Genomic DNA, 25378 nt, shown 5'->3' on the forward strand with positions numbered 1-25378 from the left:
GTCATGCGGGAGCCTCCGACCCAGAGTAGCCGTCGCCGTCATATTCTTCGCGCGGTATGCCGACGCCTTGACGCACCAGTCGGCGCCGGATAAGAGCGGCGGTCTCGGCGGCGTGCGGGAGCACGGAGGCCAGCCCGGTCCCCGCGAGCCAGGTGCCGGTCACGGCGATCCCGTCGACCGGGGCGAGCGCCTCGCGGAACGCCTCCAGGTGCGCGCGCCGGCCGAGTGCCGCGGCCGGGCGGACGTTCGCCCAGCGCACCCGAGCGGAGTCGACGAGGCTCGCGGGGTCGAGCTCGATCCCGAGCAGGATCGACGCGTCGCGCAGGGCGGTCGCGGCCGCCTCGACGTCGCTCGCACCCTCGAGCGGCGGGTGCTCGCCCGGGCGCCCGTAGGAGAGGCGGAGGACGTGCCGGCCCGCGGGCAGACCGGCCGCCAGCCAGGCCCACTTCGCGGTCGCGTGGGTGAGCGCCTTCGCCGTGACGTCCCGGGCGGTCGGCGCGACGAGCACTCCGGAGCCGCGGGGTGCGGCGTCGAGGCGGGGGTCGTCGACGACGAGGGTGACCAGCTCGACGGAGTCGTGCAGCACCTCCGCCGCCTCGTCGCGCACCGCGGGCACGATCCCGGCGAGCAGCTCGCGCGCGTCGCGCTCCGGGGTCGAGACGATGACCGACCGCGCGGTGAGCACGGCGCCGTCGTCGAGGGTGAGCAGGAACGGCTCGCCGTCGCCCTCGAGCCGGGCCACGGCGGTGCCTGTGCGGATCTCGCCCGAGAGGTAGTCGATCCGCTCGACGAGCGCCGCGACCAGGCGGTGCATGCCGCCGTCGATCCCGCGGACGGCCACGCCCGCGGGCAGGTTCGCGCGGAGGGCTGCGACGGCCCCCGCGAGCGAGCCGGCCCGGGTGATCGCCCCGTTCAGCCCGGGCGCCGCCGCGTCGACGTCGATGTCCTCGGGGCGGCTGGAGTAGACGCCCGAGACGACGGGAGCGACGAGGTCGTCGAGGACCCGCTGTCCCATCCGGGTGCGCACGAGCTCGGCGAGGGAGTGGGCGCGGCCGATCCGCAGCACCGGCATGACGGCGTCGAGCCAAGCGCGCGCGGCGCCCCGGCGGCCGATGGCGCGGACGACGTCGGGCGCGAGCGGGGTGCCGGGGATGCCGAGGATGCCGGCGCGCGGCGAGGGGACGGAGCGGCCGCCCGCGAGGTGCAGCCACGATCCGCCGGTGCGCGGCTCGACGATCGACTCGGCGAGCGGCCGGCCGTCGAGGGTGAGCGCGGCGAGCGCCTTCTCGACGTGACCGCCGCGGGTGGCGAAGCTCTCGGCGCCGGCGTCCAGCACGGCTCCGGCGATCTCGAGCGGCGCGACCGAGCCGCCGACCGCGTCGCCCGCCTCGAGCACCACCACGCGCAGGCCGATCCGCAGGCACTCGGCGGCGGCGGCGAGTCCCGCCACTCCCCCGCCGACGACCGCGACGTCGTAGTCGGCGGCGGCCTCGCTGCCGTGCCCCTCGGTGCTGTTCCCCTCGGTCATGGCCGCCAGGCGTGCACGTGCGCGACCAGGCGCGTCAGCACGTCGGGGTCGGTCTCGGGCGGCACGCCGTGGCCGAGGTTGAGCACGTGCGCGGGAGCGCTGGTGCCGCGGCGGAGGACGTCGTCGACGTGCGCGGCCAGCACCTCCCACGGGGCGGAGAGCAGCGCCGGGTCGACGTTGCCCTGCACCGGGACGAAGCCGCCGAGCCGGTGGTTCGCCTCGTCGAGCGGGATCCGGTAGTCGACGCCGACGACGTCCGCGCCGATGCCGTGCATCGCGCCGAGCAGCTCGCCGGTGCCGACGCCGAAGTGCACGATCGGCACGTTGCGGCGGATCTCGCCGTGGTCGTAGGCCAGGTCGCGCACGTGGGTGAGCGCGCTCGAGGAGGCGGGGGCGACGTGCGCCGAGTAGTCGGCGAGCGAGAGGGCGCCCGCCCAGGAGTCGAAGAGCTGCGCGGCGCTCGCGCCGGCCTGCACCTGCGCGCGGAGGAAGCGGCCGGTCACCTCGGCGGTCCACTCCATCAACCGGGCCCAGGCCTCGGGGTCGGCGTGCATCAGGGTGCGGGCGCGGATGTGGTCCTTGGACGGCCCGCCCTCGACGAGGTAGGCCGCGAGGGTGAAGGGGGCGCCGGCGAAGCCGATCAGCGGGGTGTCGCCCGCGCCGATCTCCCGCAGACCCTCGACCGTGCGGCGCACGCCCTCGCGGATCGGCTCGAGCGTCTCGTCGAGCAGCGCCGGGTCGAGCGCGACCAGCTCGTCGACGTCGGCGGCGGTGCGCACCGCCTTCTCCAGCACCGGTCCGCGCCCGGGGACGATGTCCACCGCGACGCCCGCGAGGCGCAGCGGGATGACGATGTCGCTGAAGAAGATCGCCGCGTCCACGCCGTGCCGGCGGATCGGCTGCAGGGTGATCTCGCTCGCGAGCGCCGGGTCGAGGCAGGCGTCGAGCATCTGGGTGTCCGTGCGCAGCGCCCGGTACTCGGGCAGGCTGCGACCGGCCTGGCGCATGAACCAGACGGGCGTCGACTCCGGCCGGTCGGAGCGGTAGGCCCGCAGCAGAGCGGAGTCGGCCGTGCGCCCGGAGGCGAGCGGGTGCAGCGGATCGAGCAGGCCGGCGATGGGGGAGGTCACCGCGGCATTATTCCAGGCCCCGCTGATCCGAGCGCATCCGTGCAGTCTTCCCGGAGACCGCGGCAGACCTCCGGACGCCGCGGGTAGACTGCCCTGGTGCTTCTGTGTCTGACGGCGTCGCACAAGAACGCCAGCTTCGATCTCCTCGAGAAGCTCTCCGTCGACTCCTCCGCCGTCGCGGCCGCCCTCTCGGACGGCATCGACTTCGTCTCGGGGGCCGTGGTCGTCGCGACCTGCAACCGCTTCGAGGCCTACCTCGACATCGACGAGCCGCTCACCGCCGCGCAGGCCGTGACCGTCGAGGCCGCCACCGCCGCGGTGAGCGCCGCGACCGGCGTCGAGCAGGAGGAGCTGCGCAGCTCGGTCACGGTCGTCTCGGGCGACCGCGTCGCCGAGCACCTCTTCGCCGTCTCCAGCGGGCTCGAGTCCGTCGTCGTCGGCGAGGGCGAGATCGCCGGCCAGGTCCGCCGCTCGCTCGAGGAGGCCCGCCGCCTCGGCACCACCTCCTCCGAGCTCGAGCGCCTCTTCCAGCGCGCCTCGCAGACCTCGCGCGGGATCAAGAACCGCACCGGCCTCGGCAGCGCCGGCCGCTCGATCGTCCGCCTCGCCCTCGACCTCGCCTCCAGCCGCATCACCGACTGGCGCGCCGCCCGGGTGCTGCTGATCGGCACCGGCAGCTACGCCCGCGCGACCGTCGCGGCACTGCGCGACCGCGGCGTCCTCGAGATCGCCGTGCACTCCCCCTCCGGCCGCGCCGAGGGCTTCGCGACCCGACGCGCGCTCCGTCCGATCGACGGCGCCGACCTGGCGACCGAGGCCGTGTCCGCCGACGTGGTCATCACCTGCACCACCACCCAGGAGCCCGTCCTCGATGCGGCGATCCTCGCGGAGGGACGCCTGCGCGGCTTCTCCCGCGAGCGCCAGCTGGTGATCGACCTCGGCCTCCCCCGCAACGTCGCCGCCGACGTCACCACCGTGACCGGCGTCGAGCTGCTCGACCTCGAGACGATCAGCCTGCACGCCCCGCTCGACGTGCTCGACGCGTCGACGCAGGCGCGCGCCCTGGTCGACAAGGCGGTCCGCAAGTTCTCCGACGTCGCCGACGAGAAGAGCCTCACCCCCGCCGTGGTCGCCCTCCGCGCCCACGTCTTCGACGCGCTCGACGCCGAGATCGAGCGCGCCCGCTCCCGAGGCGACGAGGACGGCCGCACCGAGCAGGCGCTGCGGCACCTGGCCGGCGTGCTGCTGCACACCCCGAGCGTCCGCGCGCGCGACTACGCCCGCGCCGGCGAGCAGGAGGCGTACCTCACCGGCCTCGAGGCGCTCTTCGGCATCGAGGTGCCGGCCGAGCGCACCGTGGCCCGCCCGCTCGAGGCCGGCGGCGAGTCCGCGGCCTCAGCGTGACGCCGCTCCGGCTCCCGTTCGACGCGGAGCCGATCGAGACGGAGCGGCTCGTGCTGCGTCCGCTCTCTCCGGACGACGCCGAGGACCACGCCCGCTACCAGGGCGATGCGGAGGCGGTGCGCTACCTCCGCTGGCCCGTGCGGACGCCCGAGGAGTCGCGGGCGCACCTCGCTGTCCGGCTGCCGTCCGACCGGCTCACCGCCGACGGCGACGTCGTCGTGCTCGCGATCGTGCCGCGCTCGGGGCCGTTCGCCGGCCGCGTCGTCGGCGACCTGACCTTGATCGCGACCTCCGTCGAGCAGGCGGGCGTCGAGATCGGCTGGATCCTGCACCCGGAGGCGCAGGGGCAGGGCTTCGCGACCGAGGCCGCCCGCGCCCTGATCGACCTGTCGTTCGACCGCCTCGGCGCGCACCGCGTCGTCGCGCAGCTCGACGCGCGCAACACCGCCTCCGCCCGGCTCTGCGAGCGTCTCGGCCTGCGCCTCGAGGCGCACCACCTCGACGACGAGTACTGCAAGGGCGAGTGGACCTCGACCCTCGTCTACGCCCTGCTCGCCCGCGAGCGCGACATGATCCTTCGCTGATCGAGTAGCCCGCGAAGCGGGCGTATCGAGATCCACCACCGTCAGAACCTGAGTGTGCAGACCCGCCCTGCTGACGACGGTGGGTCTCGATACGGCACTGCGGGCCTACTCGACCAGCATGATTCGCTGGCTGCTCTTCCCACGGAGGGCTGGCCCTTCATGCTGATCGAGTAGCCCTCGCAGAGGGCGTATCGAGATCCACCCACCGAACGACGGCGGGTCTCGAGACGCCCCCGCGGGGCTGCGAGATCCGGGAGGGGTCAGGCGCCGCGCAGGCCCGTGAAGAGGTGCGTCTCCAGCTGGTCGAGCGGGATGCGCTCCTGCTTCATCGTGTCGCGGTCGCGGACCGTCACGGCGTCGTCCTCGAGCGAGTCGAAGTCGATGGTCACGCAGTAGGGCGTGCCGATCTCGTCCTGGCGGCGGTAGCGGCGGCCGATCGCGCCGGAGTCGTCGAAGTCGACGTTCCAGAGCGCGCGGAGCCGGTCGGCGACCTGGCGGGCGAGCGGCGAGAGCGCCTCGTTGCGCGAGAGCGGCAGCACCGCGACCTTCACCGGCGCGAGGCGCGGGTCGAGGTGCAGCACGGTGCGCGTCTCGACCTTGCCCTTGGCGTTCGGCGGCAGCTCCTGCTCCTCGTAGGCGTCGACGAGGAACGCCATCAGCGCGCGGGTCAGGCCGAAGGACGGCTCGATCACGAAGGGCACGAACCGCTCGTTCTTCGTCTGGTCGAAGAAGGAGAGGTCCTTGCCGGAGTGCTCCATGTGCGTCTTGAGGTCGAAGTCGGTGCGGTTCGCGACCCCCATCAGCTCGCCCCACTCGCCCGAGGCGAAGCTGAAGCGGTACTCGATGTCGACGGTGCGCTTGGAGTAGTGGGAGAGCTTGTCCTTCGGGTGCTCGAACTGGCGGATGTTCTCCGGCGAGATCCCGAGGTCGACGAACCAGTCCCAGGCGAGCTGCATCCAGGTCTCCTGCCACTCCTCGTCCGTGCCGGGCTCGACGAAGAACTCGAGCTCCATCTGCTCGAACTCGCGGGTGCGGAAGATGAAGTTGCCGGGGGTGATCTCGTTGCGGAACGCCTTGCCGATCTGGCCGATGCCGAACGGCGGCTTCTTCCGCGCGCTCTGCAGCACGTTGGCGAAGTTGGTGAAGATGCCCTGCGCGGTCTCGGGGCGGAGGTAGTGCAGCCCGGACTCGTCGTCGACGACGCCGAGGTAGGTCTTCATCAGGCCGGAGAACTGCTTGATCTCGGTCCACTGGCCGATCTTGTCGGGGTGCTCCGGGTCCGGGATGTCGGCGAGGCCGTTCTCGGGCGCGTGCCCGTTGACCTCCTCGTACTTCTCGAAGAGGTGGTCGGCGCGGTAGCGCTTGTGCGTGATCAGCGACTCGGTCAGCGGGTCGGAGAAGACGCCGACGTGCCCGGAGGCGCTCCAGATCGCGGTCGGCAGAATCACGGCCGAGTCGAGGCCGACGACGTCGCCGCGGCCCTGCACGAACGCCTTCCACCACTGGCGCTTGATGTTCTCCTTGAGCTCGACGCCGAGGGGGCCGTAGTCCCAGGCGGAGCGGGTGCCGCCGTAGATCTCGCCCGAGGGGAAGACGAACCCCCGGTGCTGGGCGAGGGTGACGACCTTGTCGAGGGTGGTGGGTTCTGCCACGGGGAGCTCCTAGCTGTTCGGGCGCACGGGGCCCTGGCGCGCGCCGGCTGCGCGCGTCCTTCTGGTGTGCGTCCATGGTAGCCGCGGGCCCGGTGGCCGACCGCGGGCGGGGTGGGTCCGCGGGCATGATGGCGGGATGAGCAGCCTCCCTCCCCTCGTCGTCTCCGCGGTCGCCGTCCTGCGCGAGCGCCGCGTGCTGATGGTGACGGCGCGCGGGCGCGACGTCGTCTACCTCCCCGGCGGCAAGGTCGACCCGGGCGAGACGAGCGCCGAGGCGGCGGCGCGCGAGACGGAGGAGGAGCTCGGCACCGCGCCGACGGCGCTGCGCGAGCTCTTCACCGTCCGCACGCAGGCGCACGGCGAGCCGGAGGGCCGCGAGGTGCACATGACCGTCTTCGCCGCGGAGCTCTCCGAGGAGCCGCGCGCCAGCGGTGAGATCGACGCGCTGCACTGGATCACCGGTGCCGACGCGCACCGCTGCCCGCCCGCCGGGGTCGACACGCTCGCCCGGCTGCGCGCCCTGGACCTCATCGACTGAGCGGGGCCTCGTCGACTCGACTCGTCGACCGGCGCCGCGTGCGGGCGGGACCGCGCAGGCGGCTAGCCTCGTGGCGTGGAGACGAGACGACGCGCCAGAGACCAGACGAACGGAGGCGACGTTCCGCGCCTGGAAGCGGTGCGGCTGGAGGCCGCGGTGCCGATCCTGAGGATCTTCTCCGTCGCGAAGGCGGGCGAGTTCTACGTCGACTACCTCGGCTTCACCGTCGACTGGGAGCACCGCGCCGCCCGCGACGCGCCGCTCTACCTGCAGGTCTCGCGGTCCGGCCTGCGGCTGCACCTGAGCGAGCACCACCGCGACGGGAGCCCCGGATCCGCGGTGCACGTGGCCCTGCGCGGGGTGCGCGAGCTGCACGCCGAGCTCGACTCGAAGGAGTACCCGTACCTGAACCCGCGGATCACGCGGTCGCCGTTCGGCTTCGCGCTCGATCTGATCGATCCGTTCGGCAACCAGCTGCGCTTCGCCGAGGCCGCACCGGACGCCGCTAACGGCTGAGCGTCCGCTGGTCAACCGTTCACCGCCTGTCCATCGCTCTCGGATGCAGGTCGCCTAACGTGGTCGGGATGGTGACTCGGGGGACGACGCGACGACCGGACGAGGTCCGGACGCAGAACGGGCGCGTGCGCGCGCCGCTGCTGTCCACGGCCGCACCCCTCGTGGTCGGGCTGATCGGCTCGCTCGCGATCCTCGCCGGCTCGCTCTCCGTCGGCTATCTGCCGACCGACTCGCCGATCCGCGCCTGGCCGCTGATCGCGGCCCTCCGCGCCTCCACCGGCGCGACCGAGCTCGGCGTCGTCGCCGTGGTCGGCGGCGGGATCCTGCTGCTCGTCGCCTGGCTGCGCCTGCGCGCGGTCGCGCTCGACGACCGCCCCGGATCGGTCCGCGCGATCCTCGTCGCCGCGCTCGCCTGGACCGCTCCGCTGCTGCTCGCGGTGCCGCTGTTCAGCCGCGACATGTTCTCCTACGTCGCGCAGGGCCGTCTGATGTCGGCCGGGGTGAACCCCTACTCGAGCGGCGTGGCCACCCTGCCCGGCTGGTACGCGCTCGGCGTCGATCCGCGCTGGGCCGACACTCCCACGCCCTACGGGCCGCTCTACCTGCTCGCGGAGCAGACCGCCGTGCACGTCGCCGGCTGGACCTTCCCCGAGCTCTCGATCGCGATGCTCCGCGCGCTCTCCGTCGCCGGAGTCGCGGTCAGCGCCGTCTACGCGCTCCGGCTCGCGCGGCTGCGCGGCCTGTCGGTCCCGCTGACCGCGTGGACCCTCGTCGCCAATCCGCTGACCCTCGTCCTCTTCGTCGTCGCCGGGCACAACGACTCGGTGATGATCGCGCTGATCCTCGCCTCGCTCTACTACGGCCACACCGACCGCCGGGTCGCGGCGGTGCTGCTGATGGGCGCCGCGATCGCGGTCAAGCCGGTCGCCGTCATCGCGCTGCCGGTGCTCGCGCTGCTCTGGCTCCGGCACGACGCGAGTCTGCGCGAGCGGATCCGGGCCTGGGCCTGGAGCGGAGCGGGCGCGCTCGCTGTCGTCGTCGCGATCGGCCTCGCCGCGGGAGTGGGCGTCGGGTGGATCGGCGCGATGATCGTCCCCGGCTCGATCCTGCACTGGTACGCGCCGATGTCCGCGGTCACCGTCGTGGTCTCGACCGCGGTGCAGATGACCGGCCACGATCCGGCGGCCGCGATCGCCGTGGTGAAGATGCTCGCCCTCCTCGGCGCCGGCGTGATCGCCGGGGCGCTGATGCTGTCGCGGCGGGCCATCGATCCGCTCGCCCGCCTGACCGGCGCGCTGCTGGCCTTCGTCACCGCGTCGACCGCGATCCACCCCTGGTACGCGCTCTGGATCCTGCCGATCGCCGCGCTCTCGCGCCCCTGGCGGAGCACCCACCGGCACCTGGCGGTCTACGCCACGGTCTTCCTGATGTGCGTCACGCTCGCCGAGCCGGTCGACGGCGGAGGCGGCGCGGTCGACCAGATCCCGGTCCGCGTCGCGACCATCGCCGCGATCGTCGTGATCGGCGTCTACGTGCTGGTGGGCTACTCCGACGAGGAGGACGTCGATGCGCGCCGTCTCGTCGGCGCCGTGCCCTTCGGCACCGAGATCCTGCAGCGCCTCAGCGGTGGCCGCCTCGGCACCCCGGCGGCGCTGCGCGTCCCGGCCCGCAAGTAGAGCCGGCCTCGCCTTCCCCTGCTGGTCGAGTAGCCCCGCGAAGGCGTATCGAGACCCGCCGTCACCAGCAGGGCGGGTCTGCCGACTCGGCGTCTGACGGTGGTGGATCTCGATACGCCCGCTCCGCGGGCTATTCGATCAGCATGCAGGTCATGCTGGTCGAGTAGCCCCGCAGGGGCGTATCGAGACCCACCACCACCAGCAGAGCGGGTCTGCAGACTCGCGTTCGGAGGGTGGTGGATCTCGATACACCCGCTCCGCGGGCTACTCGATCAGCATGCAGGTCATGCTGGTCGAGTAGCCCCGCAGGGGCGTATCGAGACCCACCACCACCAGCAGAGCGGGTCTGCAGACTCGCGTTCGGAGGGTGGTGGATCTCGATACACCCGCTCCGCGGGCTACTCGATCAGCATGTGGACGCGCCCGCGCGAGCAGGGCGGTGTCTCCTAGAGGGACAGCTCGCGCCGCGCTCCTTCATGCTGGTCGAGTAGCCCCGCAGGGGCGTATCGAGACCCGCCGTGCTCAGCCGGGCAGGTCAGGCGCCGTCGGGCTTTCTCGCGCGGCGCTCGAGGGCCGCCTGCGCCGCGGCGGCCGCGGTGTCCTTCCCGGTGCGCCCGAGGACGCCCGAGAGCGAGGAGAGCCAGTCGGAGTCGTCGTGCCGGTCGGCGACGGCGTCCGCGAACAGCGGCAGCTCGCTCCGGGTGGCGTGGATCGCGTAGTCCTCACGGCTGTACTCCGGAGTCTCGTCATCCGGTGTCGCGGCGTCGTCGTCGCGGTCGTCCTGAGTCATGGCGCCCTCTCCGCGGCCCGGTCCGTTCCGGGCACTCCGTCAGGCTAGCCGTGCTCAGGGGGTGGCGTCGCCCCCGTCGCCACCGCGCGGCAGCGGACGCCAGACGACGAGCTCGGTCCGCCGCTGAGCGCGCGTGCCGTGCCGGAGCGTGACGACGTCGCCCTCGAGGCCCGCGGCGAAGACCCGGCGGCCCGGGCGGTTGAGCAGCTCGTCGGCCAGCGCGGACTCGAGCTCGCGCACCCGCTGCGACAGCGAGAGCACCTGGTTCTCGAGCTGGAGGATGCGGGCGATGCCCTCGAGCGAGACGCCCTCGGAGGAGAGCCGGGCGACCTCGCGCAGCTGCACGACGTCGCGCATCGAGTACCGCCGCGACTTGCCGGCCGTGCGCGTGGGGCGCACCAGGCCGAGCCGGTCGTACTGGCGCAGCGTCTGCGGGTGCATGCCGGCCAGGTCGGCGGCGACCGCGATCGCGAACACCGGGGTGCTCTCGTCCACGTCTCCTCCTCTCCGGCCGGACCGCACGGCCCGGACCGCTAGTAGCGGGCCTTCTCCAGGATGTCGTCGCGCGGGTTGTCCGACGGCTCGGCGGCCGCGTAGGCCTCGAGCGCGTCGCGCGCCGCGCCGGACAGGTGGTCGGGCACCGCGACCTGGATCTCGGCGAGCAGGTCGCCCGTGCCCTTGCCAGTCGCGACCCCGCGGCCCTTTACGCGCAGCACGCGGCCGCTCGGGGTGCCGGGGGCGACGCGCAGCTTGACCGGGTCGCCGCCGAGGGTCGGCACCTCGATCGTCGCGCCGAAGACGGCCTCGACGAAGGTGACGGGGACGGTGACGCGCAGGTTCAGTCCGTCGCGCTCGAAGACGGGGTGCTTGCGCACGGCGACGGTGAGCACGAGGTCGCCGGGCTCGCCGCCGTCGGGGCTCGGGCGGCCCTTGCCGCGGACGCGGATCTTCTGCTGGTCGGCGACGCCGGCGGGGATCCGGACGGAGAGCGCGCGGCCCTCGCCGGTCTGCAGCTGCACGGTGTCGCCCTGGGTGGCGGTGCGGAAGTCGATGGTGGTGCTGGCGGTGACGTCGGCGCCCTTCTGCGGGCCGCCGAAGCCGCGGTAGCCGCCGCTGGGCTGGCCGAAGCGGCCGCCGCCCGCGCTGCCGAACATGCCGCCGAGGATGTCCTCGAAGCCGGCGGGCGGACCCTGCTGGGTGCTGTACGAGGTGCGGCCGCCGCCGCCCTGGTTGAAGACGTTGCCGAACACGTCGTCGAAGCCGCCGGGCTGGCCGCCGGCGGTGAAGCGGGCGCCGGAGCCCATCGCGCGGATCTGGTCGTACTCCTTGCGGTGCTCGGCGTCGGAGAGGACGGTGTACGCCTCGCTGATCTCCTTGAAACGCGCCTCGGCCTTCGCGTCCCCCGGGTTGGAGTCGGGGTGGAACTGCCGAGCGAGCTTGCGGTAGGTCTTCTTGAGGTCCGCCGCGGAGACGTCCTTCGAGACACCGAGGACCTTGTAGAAGTCCTTGTCGAACCAATCCTGGCTGGCCATGCGCCTCTTCCTGTGTCGTGATGCGACTGTCGTCGTGCGGTGCCGCTCAGCGCCCGGCAGGGGCCGCCCGTGATCGGGACGGCCCCTGCTCGGGAGCGGAGGCTCCGCGGTGCTGCGGGAGGTGGGTCAGTCGGCGGGGACCGCGACGACCACCTTGGCGGCGCGCAGCAGCGATCCGCCGAGGTAGTAGCCCGACTCGACGACGTCCGCGACCGTGGAGGTCTCGGCGCCGGGAGTGGGCTGCTGGAAGATCGCCTCGTGGATGTTCGGGTCGAACAGATCGCCCACGGCGCCCGTCTTCACCAGCCCGAGCTTCTCGATGCCGCCGCGCAGCTTCTGCGCGATGGCGGTGAAGGGACCGCCCTCGGCGAGATCGCCGTGCTTCTCGGCGCGGTCGATGTCGTCGAGCACGGGGAGGATGACCTTCACCGCGTCGCCGATCGCCCGCTCCTTGTCGACCTGGCGGTTCGACTCGGTGCGCTTGCGGTAGTTCGCGTACTCCGCGGTGACCCGCTGGAGGTCGGCGAGGTGCTCGGCCGCGAGCGTCTCGGCGTCGGACTGACCGGAGAGGAACGAGAGGTCGGCGTCGGAGAGCGTCGTCTCGACGTCGGGACCCTCAGCCTCGATCAGGCCCTCGGTGTCCTGGGCGGACTCGGCCGCCTCGGCACCGCTGGTCTCGGAGACGCCGGCCGGCTCGTCCTCGGGCACGCCGTTGTCCGGCTCCTGGTTGTGCTTCCCCATCGCTACTTCGTGTCCTTCGGCTCGTCCTCGTCGATGACCTCGGCGTCGACGATGTCCTCGTCGTCCTTCTTCTCGTCCTCGGCCGGCGCGTCCTGCGGAGCGCTCTGCGCGGCCTGGTCCTGCGAGTAGATGGCCTGGCCGATCTTGGTCTGCGAGGCGTTGAGGGCGTCGAACGCGGTCTTGACGGCCGCGTCGTCGTCGCCGGCGAGCGCGGTCTTCAGCGCGTCGACGTCGCCCTGGACCTCGGTCTTGACGTCCTCGGGCAGCTTGTCCTCGTTCTCCTTGATCAGCTTGTCGATCGAGTAGGCGAGGGTCTCGGCGTTGTTGCGGACCTCGGCGGCCTCGCGGCGGGCCTTGTCCTCGGAGGCGTGCTCCTCGGCCTCGCGCACCATGCGGTCGATGTCGTCCTTGGGCAGCGACGAGCCGCCGGTGATCGTCATCGACTGCTCCTTGCCGGTGCCCTTGTCCTTGGCGGACACGTGCACGATGCCGTTGGCGTCGATGTCGAAGGTGACCTCGACCTGAGGGATGCCGCGCGGCGCCGGCGCGATGCCGGTCAGCTCGAAGGTGCCCAGGTTCTTGTTGTCACGGGTGAACTCGCGCTCGCCCTGGAACACCTGGATCGCGACGGACGGCTGGTTGTCGTCGGCCGTGGTGAAGGTCTCGGACCGCTTGGTCGGGATGGCCGTGTTGCGCTCGATGAGCTTGGTCATGATCCCTCCCTTGGTCTCGATGCCGAGCGAGAGCGGGGTGACGTCGATGAGCAGGACGTCCTTGCGCTCGCCCTTGAGGACGCCGGCCTGCAGGGCGGCGCCGACGGCGACGACCTCGTCCGGGTTGACGCCCTTGTTGGGCTCCTTGCCGCCGGTGAGCTTCTTGACGAGCTCGGCCACGGCGGGCATGCGGGTCGAGCCGCCGACGAGGACGACGTGCGCGATGTCGTCGACCTTGACACCGGCCTCCGCGATGACGTCGGTGAACGGCTTGCGGGTGCGCTCGATCAGGTCGTTCGTGAGCTCCTCGAACTTGGCGCGGGTGAGCGTCTCGTCGAGGTTCGCGGGGCCGTTCTCGGTGAGCGAGAGGTAGGGCAGCTGGATGCTGGTCGAGGTACTCGAGGAGAGCTCCTTCTTGGCCTGCTCCGCCGCCTCCTTGAGGCGCTGGCGCGCGATCTTGTCCTTCGAGACGTCGACGCCGGTCGAGTCCTTGAAGCGCTTGACCAGGTAGTCGACGACGCGCTGGTCCCAGTCGTCGCCGCCGAGGCGGTTGTCGCCCGAGGTCGCGCGGACCTGGATGGTGGAGAAGTCGTCGTCCTTGCCCACCTCGAGGAGGGAGACGTCGAAGGTGCCGCCACCGAGGTCGAAGACGAGGATGAGCTCGTCCTCCTTGCCCTTGTCGAGGCCGTAGGCGAGCGCCGCGGCGGTCGGCTCGTTGATGATGCGGAGCACGTTGAGGCCGGCGATCTCGCCGGCGTCCTTCGTGGCCTGACGCTCGGCGTCGTTGAAGTAGGCCGGGACGGTGATGACCGCGTCGGTCACCTTCTCGCCCAGGTACTGCTCGGCGTCGCGCTTAAGCTTGCCGAGGATGCGCGCCGAGATCTCCTGCGGCGTGTACTTCTTCTCCTCGACGGCGAACGTCCAGTCGGTGCCCATGTGGCGCTTGACGGAGGCGAGGGTGCGGTCGACGTTCGTCACGGCCTGGCGCTTGGCGGTCTCGCCGACGAGCACCTCGCCGTCCTTGGTGAACGCGACGACGGACGGGGTGGTGCGGAAGCCCTCGGCGTTGGCGATGACGGTGGGCTCGCCACCTTCGAGGACGGCCACGACCGAGTTGGTGGTTCCCAGGTCGATGCCTACGGCACGGGACATATGCGTGTTTCTCCTTCGCGAGCGGCCGTCGGGCCGCCCCTCACTGGTGGATCTTCTGCGGGAAAGTCGTCTGCGGGGAGTTGAGTCCCGCAGGCTCAAGTTTACGCATCGGCTGCGGGGAGTCAAGTCGAGGACGGCAGACCTGAGTCGACCCGGCTCAACTCTCAGGCTGCGGAAAGCGCCACGCTACCCGCCGGTCTCCCGGGCCCCCTACGGTGAGTGCATGACCGCGAGCGCCAGCATCCGCCCCCGCACCGGCCGCTGGCCCGTCCTCGCCTGGGGGCTGTGGGACTGGGGCAGCGCCGCCTTCAACGCCGTCGTCACGACGTTCGTCTTCACCGTCTACCTCACCACCGACGGCCTCTTCGGCACGCCGAGCGGCGTCTCGGCGGCGCTCGGCTGGACCCTCGCGGGTGCCGGAGTGGTCGTCGCGCTGATCGCCCCCGTCACCGGGCGCCGCGCCGACCTGGGCGGGCGCCGGCGCCGCTGGCTCGGCCTGCACTCCGCGGTGGTCGTCGTCTGCATCCTGCTGATGTTCTTCGTCCGCCCCGACCCGGCCTTCCTCTGGCTCGGGCTGGGGCTCCTCGCCGTCGGCACGGTCTTCTTCGAATTCGCGAGCGTCAACTACAACGCGATGCTCAGCCAGGTCTCCTCCCGGGCGAGCGTCGGGCGCGTGTCGGGCTTCGGCTGGGGCATGGGCTACGTCGGCGGCATCGCGCTGCTGCTCGTCCTCTACTTCGGCTTCATCTCCCCCGGGGTCGGGCTCTTCGGCGTCACCGGCGAGGACGGCCTGGACGTCCGCGTCTCGATCCTGCTCGCCGGGATCTGGTTCGCGGTCTTCGCGCTGCCGGTGCTGTTCGCGGTGCCGGAGCTCCCGGGGCAGGCCGGCGGCGTCGAGCGGGTGAGCGTGGTCGAGTCCTACCGCGCGCTCTTCCGCCAGATCGGGGCGCTCCGCCGCGAGAGCCCGACCACGCTCGCCTTCCTGCTCGCGAGCGCCGTCTTCCGCGACGGGCTGACCGGCGTCTTCACCTTCGGCGGCGTCCTCGCGCAGGGCACCTTCGGCTTCACCCCGGGCCAGGTCATCCTCTTCGCGATCGCGGCGAACATCGTCGCCGGAGTCGCCACCATCGCGGTCGGCGCGCTCGACGACCGGCTCGGCCCCAAGTCCGTCATCGTCGCCTCGCTGATCGGGCTGATCGTCTGCGGCGGCGCCGTCTTCGTCCTGCACGACGCCGGCCCGACCGCGTTCTGGGTCTTCGGCCTGCTGCTCTGCCTCTTCGTCGGCCCCGCGCAGTCGGCGAGCCGCAGCTACCTCTCCCGCCTGATCCCGGAGGGCCGCGAGGGCGAGATCTTCGGCCTCTACGCCACGACCGGTCGCGCGGCGTCGTTCCTCGCGCCCGCCGCCTTCGCCGCCGCGGTCTCGATCGCCGCGGGGGTCTCCGGCGACGCCGACGTGCAGTACTGGGGCATCCTCGGGCTCGTCGTGGTGCTGGCCGCGGGTCTCGCCCTGCTGCTGCCGGTCAAGACGCCGGCGGCCGCGGCCGCGCAGCGCGACTGATCAGGCCGGCTTCGATCAGGTCGTACGCCTCGATCAGGTCGCGAGCCAGAACACGATCAGCAGCAGCGTCACCAGGAACCCGGTGAGGAAGTTCAGCGCGAGGAACCGCTTCCAGCCGGCGTTCGCGCGCTCGGCCTGCTCGTCGGTCAGCGAGCGGTACGGCCAGATGCTCACCGCGTACGGGATCGCCAGCAGCGCGGCGAGGGTCCCCGGCCAGGGCAGCAGCAGCAGCAGCAGGCCGCTCGCGACATAGGCGGCGATCGCGAACCGCGTGGTCGCCTTCGCGCCGATGACGGTCGCGATCGAGCCGATGCCGCCGGCCCGGTCGGCCAGGATGTCCTGCACCGCCCCGAAGGCGTGGCTCGCGATCCCCCAGAGGAAGAACGCGATCAGCAGGGCCCAGAGACCCGGGGTCAGCACGGTGCCCGCGAGCGCGATGCCGTAGACCGCGGGGCTGACGAAGTGCGTCGCCGAGGTGAGCGAGTCGACGAACGGCCGCTCCTTGAAGCGCAGCCCGGGCGCGCTGTACGCGATGACGGCGAAAACGCTGATCGCCAGCACCAGCCAGGACAGCGGCGAGCCGAGCAGCACGAGCGCGATCAGGAACGGGACGTTCGTCGCCACCGCCGCGATCAGCGTCGCGCGGTGCTCGCTCCGATCGAGGACCGCGCCCTCGACCCCGCCCTTGCGCGGGTTCCGCAGGTCGGACTCGTAGTCGAAGACGTCGTTGATCCCGTACATCGCGAGGTTGTAGGGGATCAGGAAGTAGAGGGTGCCGAGCACGAAGGCGAGGTCGATCTCGCGGGTGGTCAGCAGGTAGGCCGCGGCGAACGGGTACGCGGTGTTGACCCAGCTCAGCGGGCGGCTCGAGACGAACAGCGCGCGCAGCCGGTTCATGCGGCGCTCCGGCGGCGGGCGGGCAGGAGGGTCCACAGCGCGGGCAGGGCCAGCGCGGCCGCGATCGCGTAGGCGAAGTCCTCGATCGGCGCGACGCCGATCCGGATCCCCGAGATGAGGTCGTCGTCGTAGGCGACGAGCAGCCCGACGCCGATCATGATGTTGTCGAAGACGGCGGTCGTCACGAGCAGCACCGCGAGGGTGCCGAGCAGGGCGGGCAGCCGGAGCCGGCCGCGCCGGAAGGCCACCACGAGCAGCACGGCCACGACCGCGAGGAAGACCGCGTTCAGGAGCAGGTAGGTCACGCGCGGGCCTCCGCTCGCTTCGTCAGGAAGCCGTGGACGTCCATCGTCAGGTAGCAGAGCAGCGTGAGGAAGAGGACCTCCTCAATCGGCAGCTCCGGCGCGATCTGCAGCCCGGTCATGTACGGGGTCTCGCCGCGGAAGAAGACGCCGAGGCCGATCCCGGCGAGATCCCAGAGCAGGAAGAACAGCACGCCGGCCGGCAGCACGATCGCCGCGCGGCGGGCGTCCGCCCAGAAGAACAGGCCGAAGCGCCTGTCGAGCACGACCATCCCGGTGATCGAGACGACGAGCGCGAGCAGATAGAGGACCCCCACGCGCTACTCCCCCGCGGCGACGGGCTGGGCGACGACGGGCGCCACGCTCGGCGCGACGGGAGCCGACGGGGCGTCGCGCACCGGCAGCGGCTCCGTCGACACGTCGCCGCGGACGCGCTTGAGCATCACCTCGGCGCTGATCACGCACATCGGCAGGCCGATGCCCGGGATCGTCGAGCTGCCCGCGAAGAGCAGCCCGTCCACGTGCGCGCTGGCGTTGCCGGAGCGGAAGAACGCGCTCTGCGAGAGGATGTGCGCCGGCCCGAGCATCGAGCCGCGCCAGGCCCCGAGGTCGCTCTCGAAGTCGGCCGGGCCGATGGTGCGCCGGACGACGATCCGCTCGGCGAGGTCCTCGGCGCCGGTCCAGGTCGCGATCTGGCGGATCGCCGCGTCGGCGATCGCCTCGACCCGCGCGTCGCCGGCCCCGTCGATCCCGCCGTGGCCGATCGAGGTGTCGGCCGGGATCGGCACGAGGACGAAGATGTTCTCGTGCCCCTCGGGAGCGACGTCGGGGTCGGTCGCGCTCGGGCGGCAGACGTAGATCGAGGCGGGATCCGGGACGGAGGGGTTCTCGCCGAAGATCCGGCCGAAGTTCTCGCGCCAGTCGCTCGTGAACAGCAGCGTGTGGTGCTCGAGCTGCGGCAGCGCGCCGCGGACGCCGAGGAGCACCAGCACGGCGCTCGGGCCGGGCTCGCGGTTCTCCCAGTACTCGGGCGGGTAGCTGCGCAGCTCGTCGGGCAGCAGCGACTGCTCGGTGGTGAACAGGTCGGAGGCGTTGACGACGAGCTCGGCGGGGAGCTGTCGCGTGCCGTCCGGGCCCTCGTACTCGACGCCGACGACCTCGGCGCCGCGCCGGCTGCCGCGCGGCGCGCGCGCCGTGAGGACGCGGGTCGCGGGCGAGGAGGTGCGGACGGTGACGCCGGCCTCCTCCGCCACCTCGGCGACGGCCGCGATCAGTCGGGTGAAGCCGCCCATCGGGTAGAGCACGCCGTCGGCCAGGTCGAGGTGGCTCATCAGGTGGTACATGCTCGGCGCCGCGAACGGCGAGGAGCCGAGGAAGACCGCCGGGTAGCCGAGGATCTGCCGCAGCCGGTTGTCGGTCACCGCGGTCGCCGCGAACGTGTCGAGCGGGGTGAGCAGGAGGCGGCCGAGCCGGCCGGTGCGGCGGAGCACGTCGCCGCGCAGCAGCGGCAGGAACGACGCGAAGCTCGTGTAGAGGAAGCGGCGCTTGGCCACCTCGTAGGTGTCGCGCGCCGACTCGAGGTAGACCCGCATCCGGGCGCCGGCGCCGGGCTCGATGCTCTCGAACAGGGCGAGGTTCGACTCGAGGTCGGCGAGCACGTCGATCGGCTCGGCGACGCCCTGGCTGTAGACCCGGTAGCCCGGGTCGAGGCGCTTCAGGTCGAGGCGCTCGGCGGCGCTCGTCCCCATCAGGCGGAAGAAGTGGTCGAACACCTCGGGCATCAGGTACCAGGAGGGACCGGTGTCGAAGCGGAAGCCGTCGCGCTCCCAGGAGCCGGCGCGGCCGCCGACGACCTCGCGCTGCTCGAGCAGCGTGACGTCCCAGCCGTCGCGGGCGAGCAGGCCGGCGGAGGCGAGACCGCCGATGCCGCCGCCGATCACGACGGCGCGGTGCGGACCGCTGGCCGAGCGGGAGGCGCGGGCCGGGCCGGTACCCAGGCGCGGGCCGATCGTCGAGACGGCGGCCCGGGCGGCGAGCGCCGCCTTCGTCGCGGTCGGCACGCTGACCCGGGCACGCAGGAGCTCCTCGGCGGGAGTGGCGCGGATCCGGTCGGCGAGCGCGGCGAAGAGGGAGTGCGCGAGCAGCACGGCGCGGCGGCTCGAGCGCGGCAGCTCGGGCACGATCGCACCGGCGGCCGCGAGGTCGTCGTCGAGGTCGGCGAGGAGGGCCGCCTTGTCGGTCTCGGAGAACGCCCGGGGGTCGACGCCGGGGAAGTAGCTGCGGCCGAGGCCGTCGACGTCGGCGGCGAGGTCGCGGAGGAAGTTGACCTTCTGGAACGCGGAGCCCAGGCGCCGGGCGCCCGCGACGAGGCGCTCGCGCGCGGCGGGCGAGACCAGGCCGGCGTCCGGCGCGGCGAGGAAGACGTGCAGGCACATCAGCCCGACGACCTCGGCGGAGCCGTAGACGTAGCTCTCGAACGACTCGGGAGTGTGCACCGTCTCGCGGAGGTCCGCGCGCATCGAGGCGAAGAACGGTGCGGTGAGCTCGGTGCCGAAGCCGGTCGCCCGCGCGGTGCGGGCGAAGGCGTGGATCACGAGGTTCGCGCTGTAGCCGCTCGCGAGCGCGCGCTCGGTCTCGGCCTCGAAGGCGTCGAGCGACTCCTCGACGGCGGCGCGGTCGAGGTGCGCCTCCTCGGCGACCCCGTCCACGATCTCGTCGGCGACGCGCACCAGCGCGTAGACGTCCTCGACACGCTCGCGCACGCCGGCGCCGAGCAGGCGGGTCGCCAGGCCGAAGGAGGTGGAGTAGCGCCGGATCACCTGCGCGGACGCCTCGTGGGCGACGCGGTCGTACAGTTCGCTCTGCCGGCTCATCGTGCCACCGTACGGCGCGAGCGGGCGGCGACCGGCATCGGGGCCGCGATCCGCGCGTGGCGGGCCGCGGCGGGGCCGGCGGTCATCGGGTGCGCCCGAGGACGCTCGAGACGAGCGGCCGCATCTCGGTGCGGAACGCCTCCGTCACCGCGGGCGTGTGCAGCGCGTCCCAGGCGCGGTTGGCGAAGTCGCTCGCGAGCGCCTCCGCGTAGCCGCGCGAGCCGCACTCCTCGAGGATGCAGCGCACCCGCTCCGCCGTGTCGGGGTCGAGGTGCTCGTCGCCGATCAGCCCCTCGATCTCGCGCCAGCGGTCGGTCCCCGCGGCGTGCGCGATGAGCACGGTGCGCTTGCCCTCGCGGAGATCGCCCAGCGTGGTCTTGCCGGTCTGGCCCTCCGAGCCGAAGACGCCGAGGAGGTCGTCGACGATCTGGTACGCGATGCCGATCCCGCGGCCGAACTCGCCGAGGGCCTCGACCGCCGCGTCGTCGGCACCGGCCAGGATCGCGCCGGCCTGCAGCGGCGCCTCGAACGAGTAGACCGCCGTCTTCAGGCGCTCCATCTCGAGCACCTCGTCGACGGAGGGCATGCCGGGCATCAGCGAGAAGTCGACGTCGGCCAGCTCGCCCGCGGCGGAGGCGAAGACGGCCTCGTCGAGCAGGGTGAGCAGCCGGGCGCGGACGCCGTCGGAGGCGCCGACGCCCTCGACCAGGCGGTGCGCGCCGGTGAGGGCGAGGTCGCCCGCGATGACGGCGACGGAGGTGCCGCGGTGCTCGGCGATCGGGATCGACAACCCGGCGGTCGTCGCCTCGTCGCGGTAGCTGCCGGAGACGTTCGGGCCGCCGCGTCGAACGAAGTCGCGGTCGATCACGTCGTCGTGCACGATCAGCGCCGTGTGCAGCAGCTCGAAGGCCGCGCCGAGGTGGGCGGACGCCTCCGGGTCCTGGCCGCCGTGCGCCTCGTAGGCCGAGATCACCATCAGCGGGCGGAAGCGCTTGCCGCCGCGGGTGTTCGCCTCGATGGTCTGCCAGAGGGTGAGGTACCGGGGTCCGAGCCGCGTCGCCCGCGAGCGCGCGAGCGAGAAGAACCGGTCGAGGACAGCATCGACGTGCTCCTGCCGCCTTCGGGAGAGAACCACGGGGTCGCGCGTATCCACGGGGTCGAGGCTAACAAACTCGCTTCTCTAGCAATAAGCCGGCTGAGTTCCGGCGTCGTGCTTGACTTACGGTCATGACTTCGGAAGGAATCGCCGTGCGCACCGACGAGCTCGAGCAGCTGGATCTCCTCGAGGAGGTGGTCCTGCTCGACGAGTCCGGGACCGCCGTCGGCGTGGCCGACAAGGCGACCGTGCACGACACGGCGACCCCCCTGCACCTGGCCTTCTCCTGCCACGTCTTCGCCCCCGACGGCGCGCTGCTGGTCACCCGCCGCGCGCTGGGCAAGCGCACCTGGCCCGGCGTGTGGACCAACTCGTTCTGCGGGCACCCCGCTCCCGGCGAGCGGATCGAGGACGCGGTCGTGCGCCGCGCCGAGCGCGAGCTCGGTGCCCGGCTCGAGTCGCTCGAGCTGGCGCTGCCGGACTTCCGCTACCGCGCGGTGGACGCCTCCGGGATCGTCGAGAACGAGATCTGCCCCGTCTACACCGCGACCGTCTCGAGCCGCGACGCCCTGAGCCCGCGCGCCGACGAGGTTATGGACGTCGAGTGGGTCGACCCCGAGGCGACCCTCGCCGCCGTGCGCGCGACCCCCTGGGCCTTCTCCCCGTGGCTCGTCCTGCAGCTCCCCCGCCTCCTCGGCTGACGGGCTGACGCCTCCCGCGAGATGCCACTTGTGCACACGACACGCCGTGGAAAGCGTGCACAAGTGGCATCTCGCGGAGGGGGTCAGTCGCCGTAGACGTCGGTGCGGTGGAAGTTGAGGGACGAGCGCGAGGCGGTGGGGCCGCGCTGGCCCTGGTAACGCGAGAGGTAGGCGGCCGAGCCGTAGGGCTGCTCGGCGGGCGAGCTCAGGCGGAAGAAGCACATCTGGCCGATCTTCATCCCGGGCCAGAGCATGATCGGCAGCGTCGCGACGTTGCTCAGCTCGAGCGTGACGTGACCGGTGAAGCCCGGATCGATGAAGCCCGCCGTCGAGTGGGTCAGCAGTCCCAGCCGCCCCAGCGAGCTCTTCCCCTCGAGCCGCGCGGCGATGTCGTCGGGGAGCGAGACCTCCTCGTAGGTCGAGCCGAGCACGAACTCGCCGGGGTGCAGGATGAACGCCTCGCCCGCCGGGGTCTCGACCAGGCGCGTCAGCTCGGGCTGGTCCTCGGCCGGGTCGATGTAGGGGTAGCGGTGGTTGTCGAACAGCCGGAAGAAGCGGTCGAGCCGCACGTCGACCGACGAGGGCTGGATCATCGCCGCGTCGTGCGGCGAGAGCCCGACGCGGCCGGAGGAGAGTTCGAGCTTGATGTCGCGATCGGAGAGCAGCACGAGGCGAGCTTAGGGCGCGGGGCTTGCTACCATGGGGCGGTGCGCCCGAGCGGCGCCGCGCGAGTGTAGTTCAATGGTAGAACTTCTGCTTCCCAAGCAGATGGCGCGGGTTCGATTCCCGTCACTCGCTCCGACTCCCCTCCCTCTCCTGCTGCTCCGCCTCCGCGAACAGCCCGAGGATCTCCGCCGCGATGACCGCGTGGCCGCGCCCGTTCGGGTGGTTCGCCTGCGCCATGAGCCCGGCCAGGGGCTCGCCGCGCCCGTGCCGGCCGAGGAAGACGCGGAACGGGTCCGCCAGCAGCACGCCGTCGCGCTCCGCGAGACCGCGGATCTGCTCGGCGTGCCGGACCAGGTCGTCGTCGGGATCGATCGGGTCGGCGGTCAGGTCCGGCGAGGGCGTGACCAGCACCGGGACGACGCCCGCCTCGAGCACCCGGTCGATCATCGACTCCCAGGCGCGGCGCGCCCGGTCGAGACCGATCGACCGGTCATTCAGCGCGTAGTCGATCAGCACGACATCGGGTCGATGGCCGAGGACGTCGCTCATCCGGTCGGCGCCCGACTCGGAGTGCTCACCGCCGATCGCCGTGACGATCGCGTTGATCACGGCGTGCGGGTGACGCTCGGCGAGCCGGCCGGCGACGACGTGCGGGTAGGACGCGCGCCGGTCGATCAGGGGCGTCACGCCGTAGCCCGCGGGAACGCTGTGGCCGTGGAAGACGAGGTTCACCGCCCGGTTCTCCGGCCAGGTCCGCTCCAGCTCGGCGATCACCCGCGCGAGGTCGGCCACGGGCCTCGGCCTAGCGCGTCCGGGGCGGCGCGGTGCTCGCCCGGACGATCAGCGAGGTCGGCACCAGCTCGACGACGGGCTCGTCACTGACCCCGTTCGCCAGCTGCTCGAGCAGCAGCTCGACGCACTTCACTCCGACCGCCCGGTAGTCCTGCCGGATCGTCGTCAGCGGCGGCGAGAAGTCCTGCGCCTCCGGGATGTCGTTGAAGCCCACCACGCTGACGTCCTCGGGGATCCGCAGCCCGTGCTCCGCGAACGCGCGGTAGACGCCCAGCGCGGCCTCGTCGCTGGAGACGAGCACCGCCGTGCAGTCCCCGCTCTCGGCCAGGGCGGCGCCGTGCAGGTACCCGCCGTCGGAGCGCCAGTTGCTGTAGCGGGCGGGCGGCACGGGCGCGCCGGCCTCGACGAGCGCCTCCCGCCAGGCCGCCTCGCGGCGCTCGGACGCGAAGGAGCCGCGGGGTCCGGCGATGTGGTGCACCGTGCGGTGCCCGAGCTCGAGCAGGTGCTGCACGGCGGCGCGCACGCCGCCCGCCTGATCGGCGTCGACTACAGGCCCGTGCGCTCCGGCGGCCGCATTGACGAGCACGCGGGGGATCTCGGGGAGGGTCAGCTGCGCCGTGTCGCGCAGGTAGGTCTCGACGACGACGATGAGGCCGTCCACCGCCAGCTCGCCGAACCGGGTGAAGGCGCCGTTGAGCCCGGTCTGGCTGGGCGCGGAGACCGGGACGAGCGTGATGGCGTAGCCGGCCTCGGCCGCCGCCGAGGCGATCGAGTCCACGGTCCGCATCATGCCGAGGGTGTCCAGGCTGAAGACGGCGACGCCGAGGGTGCGGAACGATCCGCTCTTCAGCGCGCGCGCGGCACTGTTGGGCCGGTAGCCGAGGGTGCGCATCGCCTCCAGGACAACCTGCCGCGTCGCCGGCACCACGTTGGTCTGACCGTTCGCGACGCGGGAGGCGGTGACGGGCGCGACGCCCGCGAGGCGCGCCACGTCGGCCAGCGAAGGGCGGCGCGGAACGTCGGTCATGTCCCCATAGTGGCTTCTCTTGCGCCGCAGCTCGGCCAGGAACTCGTCGAGGAAGTCGGGCGGAGGAATCGGGTCGTGGACGTCGTCTGCGGACATGAAGGGATGGTAAGGCAACCATCTCCGCGCTCCGTTCCGTAGGATCGACGGCGGCCTCCCCCTTCCGGGACGGCGCCACGACCGACCGGAGGACGACGATGTCTCACAGGAGCCCCTCTCGCGCCGGGGCGGCACTCGCCGTCTCCGCCCTCACTGTCGCGCTCGGCGGCTGCGCCGTCGGCGCGCCACCCGAGGACGACTCCCTGCTCGTCTGGAGCTGGGACGCGCAGCTGCCGGAGGTCGCCGAGCTCTACGAGGCGGAGCATCCCGGGGTCGAGATCGAGGTGGTGGACGTCGGCACGGGCGACGAGCAGTACACCGCCCTGCAGAACGTGATCGCGGCCGGATCGGGCGTCCCGGACGTCGCCTTCCTCGACGCCACCGCCCTCCCCCAGTTCGCCCTGTCCGGCGCTCTGGCCGACCTCGGACCGCTCGGCGCGGACGCGCTCTCCGAGGAGTTCGCTCCCGGCCCGTGGGCGGCGTCCCAGGTCGACGGGACCGTCTACGGGCTGCCATGGGCCTCCGGGCCGATGGTGCTGTTCTACAACCAGGCCCTCTTCGAGCGGCTCGGCGTGCCGGCGCCCACCACCTGGACGGAGTACGCGAGCGCCGCCGAGCAGCTGCATGCGGCGGATCCGGAGGTCTACATCCTCAACGACGTCGGCAACGCCGGACTCGCCACGAGCCTGATCCAGCAGGCCGGTGGCCGGCCGTTCTCGGCGAGCGGCTCCGAGATCGCGATCGATCTCGCCGACCCCGGCACCGCGAGGTACGCGGAGAACTGGCAGCGGCTCCTCGACGGCGGCCTGCTCGCGCCGGTCGCCGACTGGAGCGACGAGTGGCGGAGGATGCTCGCGGCGGACCGGATCGCGACGCTGCCGGCCGGCAGCTGGATGGCGTCCGCCCTGACCCAGAGCGCCCCCGACTCCGCCGGCGAGTGGCGCGTGGCGCCGCTGCCGCAGTGGGAGCCGGGCGAGAGCGTGGCCGCCGAGCACGGCGGCGGCGGCTTCTCGGTGCTCGAGAGCAGCGGCAGCAAGGAGCTCGCCGTCGACTTCCTCACCTTCGCCACCGCGGGCGACGGCGTCGACGTCCTCCGGGACTCCGGGCTGTGGCCGGCCCATCGCGCGGCGACCGAGGCGCCCGGGTTCCTCGACGAGCCGGATGCGTACTTCGGTGGGCAGGCGGTCCGCCGGGAGTACGCCGCCGCCTCGGAGAACGCCCCCGACGACGTCCGGTTCCTGCCCTACCAGGTCTACGCCGCCGGGGTCTTCAACGACTCCGTCGGCGCCGCCTACACCGGCGAGACGACCCTGCAGGAGGGGCTGCTCGACTGGGAGGCGGAGCTGGAGGAGTACGGCGCGGAGCAGGGCTTCACCGTCGGGAGGTGAGCCGGCGCGGCGACACGCCGCGCGGA

Annotated in this window: 24 protein-coding genes and 1 tRNA gene; 9 read left to right on the forward strand and 16 right to left on the reverse strand. The window is 72.6% G+C overall.

Features of this window, described 5'->3' with window-relative positions:
- Position 1: 1 nt before the first annotated feature.
- A complete protein-coding gene (locus HQQ86_RS05980) occupies positions 2–1528 on the reverse strand; it encodes an NAD(P)/FAD-dependent oxidoreductase (protein ID WP_173287172.1) in 1527 nt (508 codons plus the stop codon).
- A complete protein-coding gene (gene hemE / locus HQQ86_RS05985; RefSeq protein WP_367948557.1) occupies positions 1525–2658 on the reverse strand; it encodes a uroporphyrinogen decarboxylase in 1134 nt (377 codons plus the stop codon). The genes HQQ86_RS05980 and hemE overlap by 4 nt, the downstream gene beginning before the upstream one ends.
- A gap of 96 nt (positions 2659–2754) precedes the next feature.
- On the opposite strand from hemE, the gene HQQ86_RS05990 reads away from it, so the two are divergent.
- Both HQQ86_RS05990 and HQQ86_RS05995 read left to right on the forward strand, forming a co-directional pair.
- The gene (locus tag HQQ86_RS05990) at positions 2755–4062 is read left to right on the forward strand and encodes a glutamyl-tRNA reductase (protein WP_173287173.1); all 1308 of its coding nucleotides are present in this window, start codon (positions 2755–2757) and stop codon (positions 4060–4062) included.
- The gene (locus tag HQQ86_RS05995) at positions 4059–4646 is read left to right on the forward strand and encodes a GNAT family N-acetyltransferase (RefSeq protein ID WP_367948558.1); all 588 of its coding nucleotides are present in this window, start codon (positions 4059–4061) and stop codon (positions 4644–4646) included. The genes HQQ86_RS05990 and HQQ86_RS05995 overlap by 4 nt, the downstream gene beginning before the upstream one ends.
- 260 nt (positions 4647–4906) lie before the next feature.
- Here HQQ86_RS05995 and HQQ86_RS06000 read toward each other — a convergent pair whose 3' ends face one another.
- Entirely contained in the window at positions 4907–6298 is a 1392-nt protein-coding gene (locus tag HQQ86_RS06000) for a glycine--tRNA ligase (RefSeq protein WP_173287174.1), read from the reverse strand.
- Between the two features lie 136 nt (positions 6299–6434).
- Here HQQ86_RS06000 and HQQ86_RS06005 point away from each other — a divergent pair, with 136 nt between their 5' ends.
- The 3 genes from HQQ86_RS06005 to mptB all read left to right on the forward strand — a co-directional run bounded on the left by HQQ86_RS06005 (position 6435) and on the right by mptB (position 9028).
- A complete protein-coding gene (locus HQQ86_RS06005) occupies positions 6435–6836 on the forward strand; it encodes an NUDIX domain-containing protein (RefSeq protein WP_173287175.1) in 402 nt (133 codons plus the stop codon).
- Positions 6837–6911: 75 nt separating this feature from the next.
- The gene (locus HQQ86_RS06010) at positions 6912–7352 is read left to right on the forward strand and encodes a glyoxalase superfamily protein (protein ID WP_216844933.1); all 441 of its coding nucleotides are present in this window, start codon (positions 6912–6914) and stop codon (positions 7350–7352) included.
- A 68-nt stretch (positions 7353–7420) separates the two neighbouring features.
- Positions 7421–9028, forward strand: coding sequence for a polyprenol phosphomannose-dependent alpha 1,6 mannosyltransferase MptB (gene mptB, locus HQQ86_RS06015; RefSeq protein WP_173287176.1), 1608 nt, complete (start codon positions 7421–7423; stop codon positions 9026–9028).
- A 535-nt stretch (positions 9029–9563) separates the two neighbouring features.
- On the opposite strand, the gene HQQ86_RS06020 is transcribed toward mptB, so the two are convergent.
- From HQQ86_RS06020 to dnaK, 5 genes are all read right to left on the reverse strand, one after another.
- Positions 9564–9818 (reverse strand): hypothetical protein, encoded by a 255-nt coding sequence (locus HQQ86_RS06020; protein ID WP_173287177.1) that lies wholly within the window; start codon positions 9816–9818, stop codon positions 9564–9566.
- Positions 9819–9872: 54 nt separating this feature from the next.
- On the reverse strand, positions 9873–10313 hold the full coding sequence (locus HQQ86_RS06025) for a MerR family transcriptional regulator (protein WP_173287178.1): 441 nt from the start codon (positions 10311–10313) through the stop codon (positions 9873–9875).
- A gap of 38 nt (positions 10314–10351) precedes the next feature.
- Positions 10352–11350, reverse strand: coding sequence for a DnaJ C-terminal domain-containing protein (locus HQQ86_RS06030; RefSeq protein WP_173287179.1), 999 nt, complete (start codon positions 11348–11350; stop codon positions 10352–10354).
- A gap of 126 nt (positions 11351–11476) precedes the next feature.
- Positions 11477–12091 carry a nucleotide exchange factor GrpE gene (locus tag HQQ86_RS06035; protein WP_173287180.1) on the reverse strand — a complete coding sequence of 205 codons (615 nt, stop codon included), beginning with the start codon at positions 12089–12091 and terminating at the stop codon, positions 11477–11479.
- A gap of 2 nt (positions 12092–12093) precedes the next feature.
- Positions 12094–13956, reverse strand: a complete 1863-nt coding sequence (gene dnaK, locus HQQ86_RS06040) for a molecular chaperone DnaK (protein WP_160087287.1) — start codon at positions 13954–13956, stop codon at positions 12094–12096.
- A gap of 223 nt (positions 13957–14179) precedes the next feature.
- Here dnaK and HQQ86_RS06045 point away from each other — a divergent pair, with 223 nt between their 5' ends.
- A complete protein-coding gene (locus HQQ86_RS06045) occupies positions 14180–15514 on the forward strand; it encodes an MFS transporter (protein ID WP_173287181.1) in 1335 nt (444 codons plus the stop codon).
- Positions 15515–15547: 33 nt separating this feature from the next.
- Here HQQ86_RS06045 and HQQ86_RS06050 read toward each other — a convergent pair whose 3' ends face one another.
- From HQQ86_RS06050 to HQQ86_RS06070, 5 genes are all read right to left on the reverse strand, one after another.
- On the reverse strand, positions 15548–16411 hold the full coding sequence (locus HQQ86_RS06050) for a prenyltransferase (RefSeq protein WP_173287182.1): 864 nt from the start codon (positions 16409–16411) through the stop codon (positions 15548–15550).
- On the reverse strand, positions 16408–16716 hold the full coding sequence (locus HQQ86_RS06055) for a lycopene cyclase domain-containing protein (RefSeq protein WP_173287183.1): 309 nt from the start codon (positions 16714–16716) through the stop codon (positions 16408–16410). The genes HQQ86_RS06050 and HQQ86_RS06055 overlap by 4 nt, the downstream gene beginning before the upstream one ends.
- Entirely contained in the window at positions 16713–17030 is a 318-nt protein-coding gene (locus HQQ86_RS06060; protein ID WP_173287184.1) for a lycopene cyclase domain-containing protein, read from the reverse strand. The genes HQQ86_RS06055 and HQQ86_RS06060 overlap by 4 nt, the downstream gene beginning before the upstream one ends.
- Before the next feature lie 3 nt (positions 17031–17033).
- Positions 17034–19586, reverse strand: coding sequence for a phytoene desaturase family protein (gene crtI / locus HQQ86_RS06065; protein WP_173287185.1), 2553 nt, complete (start codon positions 19584–19586; stop codon positions 17034–17036).
- Between the two features lie 82 nt (positions 19587–19668).
- On the reverse strand, positions 19669–20739 hold the full coding sequence (locus tag HQQ86_RS06070) for a polyprenyl synthetase family protein (RefSeq protein WP_367948559.1): 1071 nt from the start codon (positions 20737–20739) through the stop codon (positions 19669–19671).
- A 74-nt stretch (positions 20740–20813) separates the two neighbouring features.
- On the opposite strand from HQQ86_RS06070, the gene idi reads away from it, so the two are divergent.
- Positions 20814–21383 (forward strand): isopentenyl-diphosphate Delta-isomerase, encoded by a 570-nt coding sequence (gene idi, locus HQQ86_RS06075; RefSeq protein ID WP_173287186.1) that lies wholly within the window; start codon positions 20814–20816, stop codon positions 21381–21383.
- Positions 21384–21466: 83 nt separating this feature from the next.
- On the opposite strand, the gene dcd is transcribed toward idi, so the two are convergent.
- Positions 21467–22051: a dCTP deaminase gene (dcd, locus tag HQQ86_RS06080; RefSeq protein WP_173287187.1), complete on the reverse strand. Its 585-nt coding sequence runs from the start codon at positions 22049–22051 to the stop codon at positions 21467–21469.
- A gap of 59 nt (positions 22052–22110) precedes the next feature.
- On the opposite strand from dcd, the gene HQQ86_RS06085 reads away from it, so the two are divergent.
- Positions 22111–22181: transfer RNA gene (locus HQQ86_RS06085), tRNA-Gly, on the forward strand.
- Here the strand turns inward: HQQ86_RS06085 and HQQ86_RS06090 are convergent.
- Both HQQ86_RS06090 and HQQ86_RS06095 read right to left on the reverse strand, forming a co-directional pair.
- Entirely contained in the window at positions 22173–22841 is a 669-nt protein-coding gene (locus HQQ86_RS06090; protein WP_173287188.1) for an SGNH/GDSL hydrolase family protein, read from the reverse strand. The two genes, HQQ86_RS06085 and HQQ86_RS06090, sit on opposite strands and share 9 nt — an antisense overlap.
- A 10-nt stretch (positions 22842–22851) precedes the next feature.
- Positions 22852–23964, reverse strand: coding sequence for a LacI family DNA-binding transcriptional regulator (locus HQQ86_RS06095; protein WP_254071788.1), 1113 nt, complete (start codon positions 23962–23964; stop codon positions 22852–22854).
- A gap of 98 nt (positions 23965–24062) precedes the next feature.
- On the opposite strand from HQQ86_RS06095, the gene HQQ86_RS06100 reads away from it, so the two are divergent.
- Complete coding sequence (locus HQQ86_RS06100) at positions 24063–25352, forward strand: ABC transporter substrate-binding protein (protein ID WP_173287189.1); 1290 nt, start codon at positions 24063–24065, stop codon at positions 25350–25352.
- The last annotated feature ends 26 nt before the right edge of the window (positions 25353–25378 follow it).

This window comes from Rathayibacter sp. VKM Ac-2857, assembly GCF_013205025.1.
Taxonomy (GTDB): Bacteria; Actinomycetota; Actinomycetes; order Actinomycetales; family Microbacteriaceae; genus Rathayibacter.